The following is a 16,723-nucleotide window of genomic DNA, read 5'->3' on the forward strand; positions in this document are numbered from 1 at the left end:
ACGCATTTATAGATGAGGAGCGAATAATTATGCAGGAAGATTTTCATTACTATGCTACATATTGCGCAGCATTTTTAGCAGGCTATGACCATGAGGAGAGCCTTCTGGTAGCTTACAGTGCTCAGTTTGTAGATTTGTGCACGAGGACACTGCTTGCAAAGATTAAAGGACCCTCAGATGCGGCTACCACACAGATGCAGCTTGAGCTTATGGATGCAAGAACCGATCCGGTGGGACTACAGGATATTACAAGAATATGGTCTTCATTCCATTTTCTGCCCAGAGACTTGTATGCAAATAAGCCGGGATGTTCCAAGAGATATCTTGATAAGTACAGATTGGTCTGCGGACCCAACGGAGATCTTGTTTTAAAAACCGTTGAGCTCGCAAAAGGAAAACCCTTAGAGTCGGTTGGCATTGCAATGCACGTTCTTGCAGATACCTGGGCACACAGCAATTTTGCGGGAACACCATCTCTTGTAATAAACAATACAAACTACTACTTCTATGAGTTGTTCCCTGAGGGAGATGGCTATAGAGAAAAGCAGATAACATTTGTTCACAAGACATCAACACCGGATGATCTTGACAACAGCATTTACACGAACAGCCTGTATCAGACCAATGAAAATTCCATCATGAATCTTGGTCATGGCAGAGCAGGACATCTTCCGGATTACAGCTTTGTAAGATATAAATATCTTCCGGCCTGGGGAGAATATGAAGAGCTCATTAAGGATAATCCAAGCGATTATATGAAAGCCTTCACTCAGATGATCCAGGCAATGAAGTACATCAGGGGAGATATTTCTTACTTCCTGAAAGAGGAATATGACACTAAGGCAGTAGAGCCTTATCTGGACAGAATAAAGGGAATTATCGAAAAGAGACAGGTCATTGCCTGCGAAGACTGGAAGGCCTTCGGAGAAGACTTGTCGGGACAGAAGATAGAAGATCATAAAATCGATAAGTACTTTGCTGAATATGCAGGCAGTTCTAAGAAGGATGATACTTTTATCGGCAGATTCACAAGGGGCGCGATGGCTCACAAGGGCATGGTAATAGAGGCAATACAGAGGTCAGACAATAAGCTTGCCGGTATTACAAAGTAAAAGGCTTACTGATGTTACGAAGATTTTGATTCAAAAAGAGGGTTTAACATGAGTGGTTTTCAAAGAATAAAAGGTGTGCTGTTTGGATTGGTAATGCTGGCAGTTGCAATATTGTTCATTGTCTTTCCATCAGACGAAATGTATATGGTTATTGTCGCAATCCTTTCACTTGGCCTTGCAATAGCGGGAATTAAAGATATTATTTTCTATTTTACAATGGCCAGACACATGATAGGCGGCAAAATGATCCTTATTCAGGGAGTAATAATTCTTGACTTTGCTCTTATTACAGGCTCACTCGCAACAGTACCGAAAATCTTCATTCTCTTGTATCTGATTGGAATCCATGCATTCTCAGGTGTGGTTGAGGTACTGAGAGCTATGGAAGCAAAAAGAACTGTTGAAGGCCCATGGAAGCTTAAATTCAGTCATGGAATGATCAACTTTTTACTTGCCATAGCATGCCTGATACTTATAAGAAAATCAAACACTGCGCTTTTGATATATAGTCTTGGACTTATCTATTCCGCAGTAGTAAGGATATTCAGTGCATTCCGCAGAACCTCATTCATTCTCATTGAGTAAGGTATATAGCCATAGTCAAATGGCTTTATATAAAAAAATTTTTTCTTATGAAGGGAGCGAAAACTTATGAGCTTGGATACTAGTAAACTTATTCTTAAGATTGTAGGTATCTTGGGAATAATCAGTGGTGTTGGAACTCTTATAATGGGTGTGATCAGCCTTTTCGCAGGTGGACTTCTCACAGGAATCGCAGTCGAGGTTGACGAGGAACTCGGAGGTGCGGTTGGCACATTTGCCCTTATAGGAATAATAGCCATCATTGTTGTTGGTGTAGTTACGTTACTTGAAGGTATCTTTTCAGTACGTGCATCAAACGATCCCGAAAAGGTTATGCCTGCATGGATATTTGCTATTATTGGTTTTATTATTGCGATAGTAGGAGTTATTTCCAATTTTGGTAGCGGCTTAAGCGCACTTGTTTCTCCTATTGTTACACTTATTGAAAACGGATGCATTTTCCTTGCAGCAAACACAATCAAGAATTACAGAGACGGTGAGTACTAAAGAAATAACTTTTTTTTAAAAAACATATATTAAAGGAGGTTACTATGAATTGTGAAATTAAAGGTGGAAACTTTCCGGTAGCTATCTGCACGATGGAAGCTGGAGACGCTATCTTATGTGAAACAGGTGCTATGTCCTGGTACGCAGGTGGCGTTAAGATGGAAACAAATACCGGTGGCGGAATTGGCAAGATGCTCGGCCGTGCATTGTCAGGCGAGTCTGCTTTTATGAACCGCTATTTTGCTGAGCGTCCCGGCATCCTTGCACTTGGTGCATGCTCACCCGGTGAAATCCGTGAGATTGATGTTACAGGTCGTCCCATTGTTGTTCAGAAGGGTTCCTTCCTTGCAATGGATGAAGGCGTAAACCTTGATATCTTCTTCCAGAAGAAGCTTCAGGCAGGCTTATTCGCCGGTGAAGGATTCATCATGAACAAGCTTTCCGGACGTGGAAAGGCTCTTATCGAGATCGATGGTGGCGCTGTAGAGTATGAACTTCAGCCCGGCGAGAAGATGACTATTGATACAGGTTATCTTGTAATGTGTGATGACACAGTAACTATTGATGTCGCTATGGTTGAAGGCCTTGATAATATTCTCTTCGGTGGAGAAGGTCTCATGAATACAGTAGTTACAGGTCCCGGCCGTATAATTCTTCAGACTCAGCCGCTCGTACAGTTTGCTAGTACAATTGCTGAACTTATTCACAATAAGAAGTAAGACATAATTTATATTAAATATTTTGGGGGCATAGGGGAAAAGCGCTTTTTCTTCTATGCCCCTTTTGCTGTGTTTTTGGTCTTCTTATAGCTATTGATAAAAACTTAAAGGAGGCAATGATGGCTTCTAAAAAGTTAAATTTCGCGGATATGATGAAGGGAATAGTCATTCTCTTAGTCGTTTTTTACCACATATTGTTTGCCATAACAGGAGCGCTTAGAGCATATCAGATTACAGGCTTTTCAATGAAATACGAAGAAACTGTTGAAATGGCCACACTCGGAAAAAGTGTGATGCTTTGTGCTGTAGTACTTACACTCTGCATACTGAGGTATGTTATCGAAGATAAGATAAAAGCAGGAAAAGAATAAAGATCAAATTTTTTTAGAAAGGAAGTAGGCCTATGGTAAGAAACACAAATCTCTTAAAGCGAACAGGAAAAAAGGTTATAGCCAGCGTTTGCGTAGCATCCATATTGTTTGGGATGACGGTAAGCGCTGCAGACCGCCCGGGAGCTAAGTGGATGGATTCCGGAATATTCGGAGTATTTAAAGACGCACCTGAAATTCGCCCACAGGACGACTTTGCTGCGTATGTAAACCGCAAATGGGCTGAAAAGGTAAAGATTGCTGAAGGTGAATCCAATGCATCTTCAAGAACTGAGCAGACAGAGCGCGTAAATGAGGCGAAGATTAAGGTTATCACAGGAGAGAAGAAGGATGATAAGAATCTTACATCGGTTCAGAATCTCTATAATCTTTTGCTTGACTGGGATAGCCGTGATAAGAACGAATACAAAGTGTTGAAAAAATACACTGACGATATATTGTCTATTTCCTCTATTGATGAACTGACTGAGTTTTATTCGGATAAAGAGCGCAATCTTCTCATGGGACCTAACGTGGAAGATATTGTAACAGCTAATGAAATGGATGCGCTGTCCAATATATTTGTACTGCTGACCCCTAAAATGGTTGGCCCTCGTGCTGAATATTACGATGGAGCAGACAAAGGAAATGACAGCGATTTAATTAAAGTTGTAAGGCAGTCATCAGAATATGTTCTTGAGAGGGCCGGCTATGATAAAAAGCAGGCAAAGGAACTGACAGACAGCTGCATTAATTTTGAACTAAAACTCGCTCCTGCAAAGCGGTCTATGGAGAAAAAAGAACAGGAGATGGGACCTGAAGCTTTGGCTACTGTCCTTACCTCCAAAGAGCTTGAAGAAAGATATAAGAATATACCCTTTATAGATATCTATAAAAAGCTTGGATATGATTTGAAGGATTCATCTGTCCGTATCTACTATGTAGATATGATTGATGAATATGACAAGCTTTATACAGAGGAAAATCTGGAAGAGCTTAAGGCGTGGACTCTGGTACATACAATAATTGATATTTCCGATTATCTTGACAGGGACACCTATGAAGCTATGGCTAAGTTCAGTGAACCGATGACCGGCACTGATTCCGTAAAGGATGACCAGGCTTATGCGATGGAAACTATACAGAAACTTGCTAAGTATCAGATTGATGAGGTTTATGCAAACTACTGCTTTGATCAGGATATAAAGCCTCAGGTCATGGAACTTACCAAGATGATGGTTGATGAGTACAGAGAAATGCTGCAGGCAGAAGACTGGCTCTCAGATGAAACAAAGAAACTGGCTATAGAAAAGCTGGATAATATCAAACTTAATGTTTGCTATCCCGATAAGTTCCTTGATGCCGGAACACTTGATATCAAGTCATCAGATGAGGGCGAAACAGTGCTTGACGCTGTGGCTGAAGCAAAGCAGTATGCGCTTGGCAGAAAGATAAAATTACTCACAATTAAAAACGACGGAACCTATTGGTCAGATTTAGAGAACTGCAGTGAGCTTGGAGCAGCTTATGAGCCTGCAGAGAATTCATTAAATATCATGGCAGCAATCTGCGGCGGTGATTATTATGATCCCGACTGGCCGCTTGAGAAGAAGCTTGGTGGTCTTTGCATGATAGTAGGTCATGAGATAAGCCATGCCTTTGACACCAAAGGCGCAAACTATGATAAGGATGGTAACCTTGCAGACTGGTGGCAGCCTGAAGATAAGGCAGAATTCAAGAAACGTGTAGCAAAGCTTAATAAGTACTATGCAGCACTTGTTCCCGCACCGGAAATTTCTGATGAGCCCTATGGTGAGGAAGGCGCAATACATGTAAATGGCGAAGCTATAGCTGACCTTGGGTCACTTAAGTGCCTTCTTGGTATTGCTAAAAAGCAAAAGAACTTTGACTATGAAATGTTCTTTACACAGATTGCGACAATTCAGAAGAATGCCCGCTATGATGCTGCAGAGCAGTTCTACATTGCTACAGAGTCACATCCTGTTGAGTGCTACAGATGCAACATTCCCGTGCAGAATTATGATGAGTTCTTAGAGACCTACGATGTAAAGGAAGGCGACGGAATGTACCTGGCACCTGAGGACAGAATTACAGTCTGGTAATAAATAGTTATGTAGGAAAAACATAAAGACGGAGAGATATCTCCCAATATGTATTTATGCTAACAGAAGCGACAGTCGTAGTTGATAGGGCTCACCCGATCAGATTCTTGCTATGATCTTGGCATGTTTTGGAAAATGGTTTTACCTTGATGAGGTAAGAAGTGCCTGTGGTATCAGCAGGGATGGAATATCCATCGAGGGTATTTTCCATGACGATATCTCCATAGCGTATCTGGTTCCATCTGATGATACAGCATCTGAGGTGTTAAAAGAAGCTTTTGGTGATAAGGCTACTTTTGACGGAACTTCTTACATACTTAGCCCGGGAATATCAAGAAAGAAGGAGATGGTTCCGGCTATTTCAGAGGTCTTAGAGGCATATCCAAAGGAAGATTAAGGAGGTTAGTACATGAAGAAAATGAAATCAAAACTTTTGGCACTGGGACTTTCATTTGCTTTAGGGGTGACATCAGCAGCTGTGATTCCCGCTGATGTCACAGCAAAGGAAAGCACCTCAGCAAAGGAAGATAAGTCAGAGAGCAAGTATCCCACCGAATGGGATCTGACACTTCTTTATGAAAGCGTAGATGATTGGAATGAAGACTATAAGAAAGCAGATAGGCTCCTTGATGAGGTTGAAAAATACAGGGGAACGCTAAACACTGCTGAGAATATCTATGATTATTTTCAGAATGTAGAGCTTGGTGAGTATAACGAGCTGGCCAGAAAATTGGAGAGCTACGCTTCTTATGGTCAAAAGCTTGATGGATCAAATGCAACATTCAACAGACTGATGACAAAGATCAGTAATCTTAAGGCAAAGAAGAATACTGTTACAGCCTTTGCTGAGCCGGAAATATTCCAAATGTCATTGGATGAAAGAAAGAAAATTTTCTCTGATCCTGTATTAAAGGACATGGCTTACCGCCTTAGAAAATTTACGGATCCTGATTATAAGTCACTTTCCGAGGAGGAAAATATAATTCTGGCAACCTTAGAACCCAGTCAGGGATATACTGAGGATGTGTATGGAATCCTGATGAATGTTGATATTCCGCATCCTATGATCACCATGCCCGATGGCACGGAGCAGGAACTGACTGAAGCGGTTTATGATGACATCCTGTATAACCCGGACTATGATGATGAATTTAAAGAGAAGGCTAATCAGATTATAATTGAAAAAAACAAACAGTATGCCAATACTATGGCAAAGCTTCTTGAAGGCAAAATGCAGGAGGAGTATGCCAAGGCCAAGGCTAAAGGCTTTGACTCAACCATGGAATGCTCATTTTATGATTATGACATGGATACAAAAGTCTATGACATGCTTATAGATGCAGCTCACGAAGGCAGTGTTGATTACCAGAGATATTTCAACATCCATAAGAAAGCACTGGGCTTGGAAAAGCAGTATCCTTACCATATGGGAACATCTGCATCTGATTATCACCCTGATAAGATCGAATATGCTGATGCAATGGATGAGATTATGGATGCCCTTTCTATTCTTGGGGATGACTATATTGATATATTCAAAAAGATACTGACAAGCGGACATATTGATGTTTACCCTAAGGCATCAAAAGAATCAGGTGCTTTCATGGAGCACACATATTATAAGGATCTTCCATGGATATTGTACAACTACAATGGCTATGCAAAGGATGTAAGTACATTGGCACATGAAATGGGACATGCTGTTTATGGTGAATTATCTGCGGAAAACCAGCCAGAACAGTATGTAAGTCCAACTATATTTACTCATGAAGTTGCATCGGTTACAAATGAGCTTCTTTATAATTCCTACAAAATCAATACTGCAAAAGATGATGAAGAAAAGCTTTATTATGTTGAAGCTTTAGCTAAAGAATGCTCATCACTTCTCTTTGGACAGATGATGTATGCAGAATTCGAGGATTATGCATATAAAAAGGTAGAATCAGGCGAAGGCCTCGATGCAGAAGACCTCAGTGATAAATGGTTGGAGATTCTTAATACTTACAGAGGCGACGGTATTGCAACCTTCGATAATTCCAGATATGGCTGGGTTGAGGTTCCTCATTTTTACTATGTTTACTATGTATACCAGTACTCAGCTGATTTTTCATATGCAGCTTCTATTGCAGGAAGACTTCTGGACGGAGAAGAAGGCGCTGTAGAAGAGTATAAGGAATTCCTTAAGCTTGGTAGTAGTGACAGCCCGGTTAACCTTTTGAAGAAGGCAGGCGTTGATCCTCTTTCAAAGGATACTTATGACTATGTGGTTGAGTATTTTAAGAAGGTTGTAGATGAGTATGAAGAACTAGTTGATGCTAAGCTTGCTAAGAGTGATAAGAACGACAAGAGCGATAAAAACGATAAGAGCGACAAGGATGACAAGAATGCCGAGGATACTGACAAATCAGAATTCCCGATGGATCCTTCTGTTATGAAACCCTGGATCAATTCCTCAATTATGGGAATGGTTACAAAGGATACTGAAATAGATCTCAAGGATGATTTTTTCGCTAGTGTAAATCATGACTGGCTGGTAAATGCAAAGTTTCGTCCCGGATATTCCAATGAGACACCTATTATGGATGCGGTGGAAAATGTTCAGGACAGATGCATTGATATCGTTAAGGACAAGAGCCTTAAAGGAGAGGATGCAGAAAGGGTACAGAACTTTTATGAGCTATGGCTTGACTGGGATGGAAGAAATGAAACCGGAGTAGAGCCGCTTATGCCTATTGTCAAGAAGATTCAGGATGTTTCATCTCTTGATGAAATGTCAGAGCTTATGGTTTCAGAGGATCTTTTATACTGGGGACAGTCTCTTGCAAGAGTTGGCCTCGGCATAGATGCCAATGACGCTTCATACTTTAATGTGGAAATTAAGCCCACAAGCCTGTCGCTTGGTGATTCTGCTGAGTATGAGACTCTTACTGAAAATGGAAAACGCTCTAAGGAATACTCTGAGTCAGTTTATAAGTACATGCTCTCCCGCATAGGTCTTTCAGATGATGAAGCTAAAAAGACTATAGATGATCTGTGGGAGTTTGAAAAGCTTATTGCCGGATATGAAAAATCCAAGCTTGAGCAAAATGATCCTGAATATGTTACTGCTTCGGTTAATCCTGTCAGCATGGAAGATATAAAGAAGCTTTCTCCTAATTATCCGCTTGCTGAGTATATGGAGAACATTGGCTGGGCTAAGTCAAAGCTCATCAATCTCAATGAGCCTGAGTGGCTTGCCGGATTAAATGAAGTATATACAGAGGAAAATCTTGACATAATTAAGGCATATGTTCTTGCGCAGACCGTTGGATCTTATATGGGCGCTATAGATGAAGAGGCTTTCCGTGAAAATCAGGAATATGAAAAAAAGGCTACAGGTGCGAAAGATGTTACTCCTGATGAGATTCTTGCATACAGAGCAACCAAGAAAGCCTTCGGAAACAGTTTCGGCCGCATATATGTAGATAAATACCTGAACGAAGATATTAGAGACGAGATTACAAAGTTCTGTCAGGATGCAATTGATTATTATGACAAGATGCTTGATGAAACAGAGTGGCTTTCTGAAAAGACAAGAAAAGAGGCTCAGAATAAGCTTCGAAATATCAAGATTTGCTCAGTATATCCTGATAAATGGGATGATGATTCATTCTATAAAGTAACCTCAAAGAAAGACGGCGGTACATTCATACAGGCTATAAATGATTATAAAAAGGGAACACTTGAGTATAACCTTAGCAAGTTAAACACCAAGATCGATCCGGATATCTGGCTTGTTGATACTCTTGATACAAATGCATTTTATGCTCCGTCACTTAATGCAATATTTGTTCTTCCGGGATATTTCTGTGATGCAACCTATAGTGAAGACATGAGCATAGAAGAGAAGTATGGTGCTTTAGGAAGTGTTATAGGTCATGAGATTTCTCACGCTTTTGATCCTGTAGGTGCTCAGTATGACGCAAATGGTAATGTTAACAGCTGGTGGACAGATGAGGATTATAAGGCCTTCCAGGACAGAGCTGACAAGGTTATCAAATTCTATGACAATGTAGTAGCGTTTGACGATGGAACAAAGTACTCCGGACAGATGGTTCAGACTGAGGCAATTGCAGATATGGCAGGTCTTAAGTGCATGCTTAAGATGGCTGAGGAAATTGACGGCTTTGATTATGACAAGTTCTTCAGAGCACATGCCAGAATGTGGGCAAGAACCGGAACAGTGGAGTTTAATGAGAACTGTGTTCTTACAGATACACACCCGCTGCATTATCTTAGAACCAATGTTGCCGTAAGTCAGTTTGATGAATTTGATAAGTGCTATGACATTAAGGAGGGCGACGGAATGTACGTTGCTCCCAAAGACAGGATAGCTGTTTGGTAAAAAGTATATCGCTTACATAATAATTTGTGCTGCTGTCATCAGATAAATTGATTTGGTGACAGCAGTACTTATAAAGGAGATGATAATTTTATGAGAAAAATTATTTCAGCATCATTGATTATCGCGTGTGTATTCAGCCTTAATGCCGGTAGTGTTTATTGTAGGGGCCGCGGAGCCTGAAACCGAACAGGAAGAGACGACGGATGAAAAGGCGTTATCGGAAGAATCAGATGATCCCGCAACACTTGCGGAAATTGGATCTCTTTACTTTAATCAGGGCGATGATATGGCAATATACAACATTGGCCATTTATATTATGACGGAAAAGGAGTCAAGGCTGATTACAGAAAAAAGGAAAAAGTATTATCCTGATGGAGTGCCGGGGTATTATGAGGCACTGATTGATGAACCTAATGCTAATGGAATAGAATTTACAGATTGCGGAAGTGAGCCTATAAATGTGGTTGATATAGTTGTGTAAGTAATTTGCAGGTAGGAGGATATTTAATGGATAAGGCAAAGGTATACTTTACTGATTTCAGAACAAAACTGGATCAGAGTCAGGGAGTGAAGCTTCAAAAGCTCTGCCGAAAAGCAGGGATAGCTGATATTAATTTTGAAGGCAAATTTGTAGCTATAAAAATGCATTTCGGTGAGCTTGGCAATTTTTCATATATAAGACCAAACTATGTTAAGGCTGTTGCGGATCTTATTAAGGAACTGGGTGGCAAGCCCTTTCTTACAGACTGTAACACCCTGTATCCCGGGAGCAGGAAAAATGCTGTAGATCACCTCTACAATGCTGAGGTTAACGGCTTCAACAGCGTTACCACAGGGTGCTACGTCATTATTGCAGACGGCCTTAAGGGAACGGATGAAGCAACTGTTCCTGTTCCGAATGGTGAGTATTGCAAGGAAGCCTATATAGGCAGAGCTTTGTATGATGCGGATATTATTATTTCCCTCTCACACTTTAAGGGACATGAAATGACAGGCTTTGGCGGTGCTATCAAGAATATCGGAATGGGCGGAGGAAGCCGTGCAGGTAAAATGGTACAGCACAATGACGGCAAACCGATAGTGCATCCCGAGCTTTGCAGGAGCTGTAAGCAATGTGCGAAGGAATGCGGTTCTGATGCTATCTCCTATGAAACTGGAAAAGCTGTGATAGATCAGGACCTGTGTAAAGGCTGCGGACGCTGCATAGGAGCGTGTGCTTTTGATGCAATTGAAAATCAAAGCGGAACGGCCCTGGAGTCCCTTTGCTCAAAAATGGCAGAGTATACCGCGGCTATATGTGAAGGAAAACCGTGCTTTCATATAACACTTATCATGGATGTATCCCCCAACTGTGACTGTCATGGAGAAAATGATGCTCCCATACTTCCAAACATAGGAATGCTTGCATCCTTTGATCCGGTTGCACTTGACCAGGCCTGTGCCGACCTTTGCCTTGAGGCTGATCCTATACGCAATAGCCAGCTTGGAGATAATCTTGCGAAAGAAGGCTGGCATCATCACCATGACCATTTCCTTGATTCCAATCCTAATGTAAAATGGAAAGAAACACTTGAACATGGTGAAAAGATTGGTCTTGGCACAAGAAATTATGAACTGATAAAGATGTGACCAAAAAAAAACCTTGACAGAAAGAATTGTACACAATATAATAGAGAAAAATTGAACAACAGTTGACGATGATTTATATTTATTTTGGAGGTCTGCTATGGGATTTTATGATTATACTGTGACAACTGCCAAGGGCGAAGAGTTTTCTATGGATAATTACAAGGGCAAAGTTGTTCTTGTTGTAAATACAGCTACAGGCTGCGGCTTTACACCTCATTACAAAGATATTGAGGATATGTACGAGAAATTTCATGAGCAGGGATTTGAAGTTCTTGATATTCCCTGCAACCAGTTTGCCGGCCAGACACCCGGAACGGATGAGGAAATCCATGAATTCTGCCAGCTGCATTACAACACAAAGTTCCCTCAGATGAAGAAGTCTGATGTGAACGGTGAGAACCAATTGCCCTTGTATAAATTCCTTAAGGAGCAGAAGGGCTTTGAAGGCTTTGGTAAAGGTCCTGCTGCTTTGGCAATGGGCGTTATGCTCAAGAAGATTGATAAGGATTATAAGAATAATCCCGATATCAAATGGAATTTTACAAAGTTTGTGGTAGACAGAAACGGAGAGGTTGTTGCACGTTTTGAACCTACCGAAAAAATGGAAAATGTTGCAGCGTGTGTTGAGAAACTCATATAATAGAAACTGAACAAAAAGAATCCACCACAATTCATATTATTAGTAAGGGGCAAAATTTCTTTTGCCCCTTAAGTCATAATAACCGAGGAGATTAGTATGAAATACAGGAAAAACAGACAGGGCGGAGATATTTCCATACTGGGATATGGCTGCATGCGATTCACTAAGTCCGGTACAGGGATTGACATGGAAAAGGCTGAGAAAGAAATAATGAAAGCTTATGAGCTTGGGGTAAATTATTATGACACAGCCTATATCTATCCGGGAAGTGAAGTGGCCATTGGAGAGATTTTTGAAAAAAATCATATCAGGGAAAAGATTCAGATTGCAACAAAGCTTCCACAATATCTGATCACAAACAGAGCAGCTATAGATAAATATTTTAATGAGCAGCTCTCCAGACTTCGTACTGATTATATCGATTATTATCTTATGCACATGCTTTCCGATATAGAGGCATGGGAAAAGCTTAAAAAACTTGGCATAGAGGACTGGATAAAGGAAAAAAAGGCTTCCGGTGAGATAAAGCATATAGGTTTTTCCTTTCATGGAAATTCCAAAATGTTTATAGAGATTCTAAACGCTTATGATTGGGATTTTTGCCAGATACAGTATAACTATCTTGATGAGGTATCCCAGGCTGGAAGAGAAGGTCTTGAAGCTGCGGGAGAAAAGGGAGTTCCTGTAATTATCATGGAACCTCTGCGTGGCGGTAAGCTTGTTGATCAGCTTCCTGAAAGGGCTAAAAAGCTCATAGCAGCGGATGAAAAGCATAGGACTGCGCCAGAGCTTGCTTTCAGATGGCTTTGGGATCAGCCTCAGGTAACCTGCGTACTTTCCGGAATGAATTCTGTGCAGATGATCGAGGAAAACTGCAGGGTGGCTTCTGAAGTTGAAGTCGGTGAATTCACCGACAAAGATTTTGAGCTGATTAAAAATATCACTGACAGTATTAATGAACACCTTAAGGTGGGATGCACCGGCTGCGGTTATTGTATGCCATGTCCCAGAGGCGTAGATATACCCAGCACCTTCAGATGCTACAACGCGATGTATATGGATGACAAGAGCTCCGGAAGATGGGAGTACATGAGGATTGTCGGTATGAGGAAAAATCCCGGACTTCCTTCTCAATGCGTAGCCTGCGGAAAATGCGAGAGCCATTGTCCTCAGCATATCCATATAATAGAGGAACTGAAAAATGCCGATAAAGCGCTAAGGCCATTGCCCTATAAGGTTTTCCAAAGTGCTGCAAGAAAATTTCTCTATAGAAAATGATTATTGAATTTTAATTTCAAATTTATAATTTTCAGATAAGACATAAGTTAAAATTAGTAATAAGCAATTACTCGAGGGGGAGACTTATGTCGCGTAATCAGGATAAAATCAAAGATTATATCGCCGGTACCGGCAGCGGATTTATACCAAAAGGAATTCCCGGAGGATTCTTTATTTATTACGCTGAGGGAAACGGCGATATTGTATTTGCCGATGAAAACATAATAAAGCTCTACGAATGTGAATCCATGGAAGAATTCAGAAATCTTACAGGGAATTGTTTTTGCGGAATGGTGTATCCTGAGGATTATGATATGACTCAGGGGGCTATCAGCAAGCAGACTGTGTTTGGGGCTATGCGCCATGATTATGTGCGATACCGCATACGTACCAAAAAGGGCAATATCAAGTATGTTGAGGACTTCGGACATCTCGTGCATGGTAAGGACGGAGTCAGCTATTACTATGTTTATATAGTAGATATTGAGCAGAATGAGTATTATAACACCAATAAAAACAGTTATGCCGAAGCTCAGGTCCTTGAGATGAATCAGGAGATGGATTCTGTAACCGGCATGTGGAATCAGGCACATTTCTATAAGGTTGTTCAGGAAAAAATGATGGATACCAATTTCAGGAGACAGGGTATATCCGTCATTTATTTCGATCTAAATCATTTCAAACTTTTCAATGAAAAATACGGTTTCCAAAAGGGCGATGAGCTTCTCTATGATATTGCAAGACTCCTGTGGCATTCGTTTTTGGAGAGAATGGTAGCAAGATTTTCGGAGGACCATTTTGTTGTTTGCACCGTTTCAAGAGAAGTGGAAGCAATCGTTTCCAAAATTCATGACGATGTATCCAAGCTTGTTCCTGGAGCAAAGCTTGAAATAAAGGCAGGTATCTATAAGTTAGAAAACGACTGCAATGATATAGGACTTGCCTGCGATCACGCGAGACTTGCCTGCAGAAACATAAAAACAAGATATGACATACCCTATGCTTTTTATAATGAAGACATTCATTCCAAGCTGCAAATGCAGCAGTTTGTTCTTGATAATATAGATGATGCTGTTGAACGCGGAGACATTAAGGTTTTTTATCAGCCCATCATACGAACCAGAACCAATGAAATCTGCGGTTATGAGGCACTTGCAAGATGGAAGGATCCGGAGAAGGGGTTGATTTCGCCTGCAGGCTTTATAAATATTCTCGAGGAACACAGACAGATACATAAGCTGGATATGTTTATGGTCAGAAAAGTCTGTGAAGATTACGCTAAGCTAAGAGATGAGGGCGAGATGCTGGTTCCGGTATCAATAAACCTCTCCAGACTTGATTTCAACTTGTGTAACGTTATTGATGAGGTTGAAAACTGCAGAAAAAAAGTCAATATGCCTGTGAATATGCTGGATATTGAAATAACGGAGAGTGCACTTACCGAAAGCGATGCAATTATTAAAAATGCTATAGACCAGTTCAGAAGTCTCGGATATCAGGTGTGGATAGATGATTTCGGAAGTGGTTATTCATCGCTTACAACAATTCTGGATTATCAGTTCGACACATTAAAACTGGATCTGGCTTTCCTTAGAAGATACGATAAAAATCCAAGGTCCGGAAAAGTTCTGGGATTTATTATCCAGGCAGCGCACAGCATGGGGCATGTAACACTGACAGAAGGTGTTGAGACAGAGGAACACTACGAATTTCTAAAGACCATAGGATGCGATAAGGCACAGGGGTATCACTTCGGAAAACCGCAGCCTATGGCGGAAAGCAGGAAATATACGTCCTTTAACAGAATGACGTGGGAAAAGTATTGATTAGCTCTTCTATTTTACAAAAAATATGTTAAACTACTACTAATTTGTAAACGTGTAAGTAGAGGAGGATGAAAGAATGTACGTTACCTGTTTGGACCTTGAGGGTGTTTTGGTTCCCGAAATCTGGATTGCTTTTGCTGAGGCATCAGGAATACCCGAACTTAAAAGAACAACAAGAGATGAGCCTGATTACGATAAGCTCATGAAATTCAGAATTGATATTCTTAAGGAACATGGTCTTGGACTTAAAGAGATTCAGGACACAATTGAAAAAATCGATCCGTTGCCGGGAGCAAGAGAGTTCCTGGATAAGCTTAGAGAGGTAACTCAGGTAATTATTCTGAGTGATACATTTACCCAGTTTGCTTCACCTCTTATGAAGAAGCTTGGCTGGCCTACTATTTTCTGTAACAGCCTTGAGGTAGCAGATAACGGCGAGATCACAGGCTTTAAGATGCGCTGCGAAAAGGGCAAACTTACAACTGTTAAGGCACTTCAGAGCATAGGCTTTGAGACTATCGCAAGCGGCGACAGCTTCAATGACCTTGGAATGATCGAAGCAAGTAAGGCAGGTTTCTTATTCAGAACTACAGACCAGATTAAGAAGGATTATCCTCAGTTTCCTGCTTTTGAGACATATGATGAGCTTTTTGCAGCTATCAAAGAACAGCTTGATAAATAATCCGGCTTCTTAAATAAATAGACATTACATTTTTTACATGACGAAAATCGGATGGTAACATCCGATTTTTGCTATGAAAAACGGACATTACACTTATGAAATAATTGGAGATAAATTCATGAAGAGAAATTACAAATTCACACTCAGCTATGACGGAACACGATTTTTCGGGTGGGAGAGGCAACCAAATAAGGATATGACTATTCAGGGGAAGCTTGAAGCGGTCCTTACCAGAATGACAAATCTTCCTGAGGGTGAATCTGTTCAGGTTATCGGTGCGGGAAGGACGGATGCGGGCGTACATGCCAGAGCCATGACCGCCAATGCCATGCTTGATACAACTCTTAATGAAGAAGAGATTCAGAGCTACATGAATCAGTATCTGCCTGAAGATATCAGCATCAATGATGTAAGGGCCTGTGCTGAGAGATTTCACAGCAGATACAATGCTATTGGTAAAACATACAGATATACATGTTATTACGGTAACTCAAAACCGGTTTTTGACCGTAAATATGTAACGGTTCTTGAAGAGAAGCCTGATGTTGAACTGATGAAAAAAGGCGCTGAATTTATAATCGGGACCCATGATTTTAAAAGCTTTTGCGGGAATACCAAAATGAAAAAGTCCACGGTAAGATGCGTGGACAACATAAAGATAGAGGAGAGTGGACCTCAGATACGCTTATATTTTCATGGTAACGGATTCTTACAGAACATGGTAAGAATTATGACGGGTACACTTTTGGAAGTGGGCTACGGACACATAGCCCCTGAAGAAATAAAGACAATAATAGAAGCCTGTGACAGACAAAAAGCAGGGCCCACCGCTCCGCCGCAGGGGCTCTGCCTTATGAAGGTCGATTATTGAG

Annotated in this window: 15 protein-coding genes; all 15 read left to right on the forward strand. The window is 40.9% G+C overall.

Annotated features, from left to right (window positions below):
• The first annotated feature begins 29 nt into the window (after positions 1 to 29).
• Entirely contained in the window at positions 30 to 1,112 is a 1,083-nt protein-coding gene (locus tag BV60_RS0107585; protein ID WP_029320629.1) for a DUF6765 family protein, read from the forward strand.
• A gap of 48 nt (positions 1,113 to 1,160) precedes the next feature.
• Positions 1,161 to 1,697, forward strand: coding sequence for a hypothetical protein (locus tag BV60_RS0107590; protein ID WP_029320630.1), 537 nt, complete (start codon positions 1,161 to 1,163; stop codon positions 1,695 to 1,697).
• 66 nt (positions 1,698 to 1,763) lie between these two features.
• Positions 1,764 to 2,201 (forward strand): hypothetical protein, encoded by a 438-nt coding sequence (locus BV60_RS0107595; RefSeq protein ID WP_029320632.1) that lies wholly within the window; start codon positions 1,764 to 1,766, stop codon positions 2,199 to 2,201.
• A 44-nt stretch (positions 2,202 to 2,245) separates the two neighbouring features.
• The gene (locus tag BV60_RS0107600; RefSeq protein WP_029320634.1) at positions 2,246 to 2,920 is read left to right on the forward strand and encodes a TIGR00266 family protein; all 675 of its coding nucleotides are present in this window, start codon (positions 2,246 to 2,248) and stop codon (positions 2,918 to 2,920) included.
• Positions 2,921 to 3,039: 119 nt separating this feature from the next.
• The gene (locus tag BV60_RS0107605; RefSeq protein ID WP_029320636.1) at positions 3,040 to 3,291 is read left to right on the forward strand and encodes a hypothetical protein; all 252 of its coding nucleotides are present in this window, start codon (positions 3,040 to 3,042) and stop codon (positions 3,289 to 3,291) included.
• A 32-nt stretch (positions 3,292 to 3,323) separates the two neighbouring features.
• Complete coding sequence (locus tag BV60_RS0107610) at positions 3,324 to 5,411, forward strand: M13 family metallopeptidase (RefSeq protein ID WP_029320638.1); 2,088 nt, start codon at positions 3,324 to 3,326, stop codon at positions 5,409 to 5,411.
• Positions 5,412 to 5,523: 112 nt separating this feature from the next.
• A complete protein-coding gene (locus BV60_RS0107615; protein ID WP_029320640.1) occupies positions 5,524 to 5,808 on the forward strand; it encodes a hypothetical protein in 285 nt (94 codons plus the stop codon).
• Between the two features lie 12 nt (positions 5,809 to 5,820).
• Positions 5,821 to 9,795 carry a M3 family metallopeptidase gene (locus BV60_RS0107620; RefSeq protein ID WP_029320641.1) on the forward strand — a complete coding sequence of 1,325 codons (3,975 nt, stop codon included), beginning with the start codon at positions 5,821 to 5,823 and terminating at the stop codon, positions 9,793 to 9,795.
• Between the two features lie 142 nt (positions 9,796 to 9,937).
• A complete protein-coding gene (locus tag BV60_RS0107625) occupies positions 9,938 to 10,168 on the forward strand; it encodes a hypothetical protein (RefSeq protein ID WP_156036027.1) in 231 nt (76 codons plus the stop codon).
• A 135-nt stretch (positions 10,169 to 10,303) separates the two neighbouring features.
• Positions 10,304 to 11,425 (forward strand): DUF362 domain-containing protein, encoded by a 1,122-nt coding sequence (locus tag BV60_RS0107630; RefSeq protein WP_029320645.1) that lies wholly within the window; start codon positions 10,304 to 10,306, stop codon positions 11,423 to 11,425.
• Between the two features lie 97 nt (positions 11,426 to 11,522).
• The gene (locus BV60_RS0107635) at positions 11,523 to 12,065 is read left to right on the forward strand and encodes a glutathione peroxidase (protein WP_029320647.1); all 543 of its coding nucleotides are present in this window, start codon (positions 11,523 to 11,525) and stop codon (positions 12,063 to 12,065) included.
• Positions 12,066 to 12,161: 96 nt separating this feature from the next.
• Entirely contained in the window at positions 12,162 to 13,343 is a 1,182-nt protein-coding gene (locus BV60_RS0107640; protein ID WP_029320649.1) for an aldo/keto reductase, read from the forward strand.
• 86 nt (positions 13,344 to 13,429) lie between these two features.
• Entirely contained in the window at positions 13,430 to 15,169 is a 1,740-nt protein-coding gene (locus tag BV60_RS0107645; protein WP_051656580.1) for a sensor domain-containing protein, read from the forward strand.
• Positions 15,170 to 15,245: 76 nt separating this feature from the next.
• Positions 15,246 to 15,851 carry a bifunctional phosphoserine phosphatase/homoserine phosphotransferase ThrH gene (gene thrH, locus BV60_RS0107650; RefSeq protein ID WP_029320652.1) on the forward strand — a complete coding sequence of 202 codons (606 nt, stop codon included), beginning with the start codon at positions 15,246 to 15,248 and terminating at the stop codon, positions 15,849 to 15,851.
• 118 nt (positions 15,852 to 15,969) lie between these two features.
• The gene (truA, locus tag BV60_RS0107655; RefSeq protein ID WP_029320653.1) at positions 15,970 to 16,722 is read left to right on the forward strand and encodes a tRNA pseudouridine(38-40) synthase TruA; all 753 of its coding nucleotides are present in this window, start codon (positions 15,970 to 15,972) and stop codon (positions 16,720 to 16,722) included.
• Position 16,723: the final 1 nt, after the last annotated feature.

The sequence above is a fragment of the Butyrivibrio sp. AE3004 genome, from assembly GCF_000703165.1.
GTDB lineage: Bacteria > Bacillota > Clostridia > Lachnospirales > Lachnospiraceae > Butyrivibrio.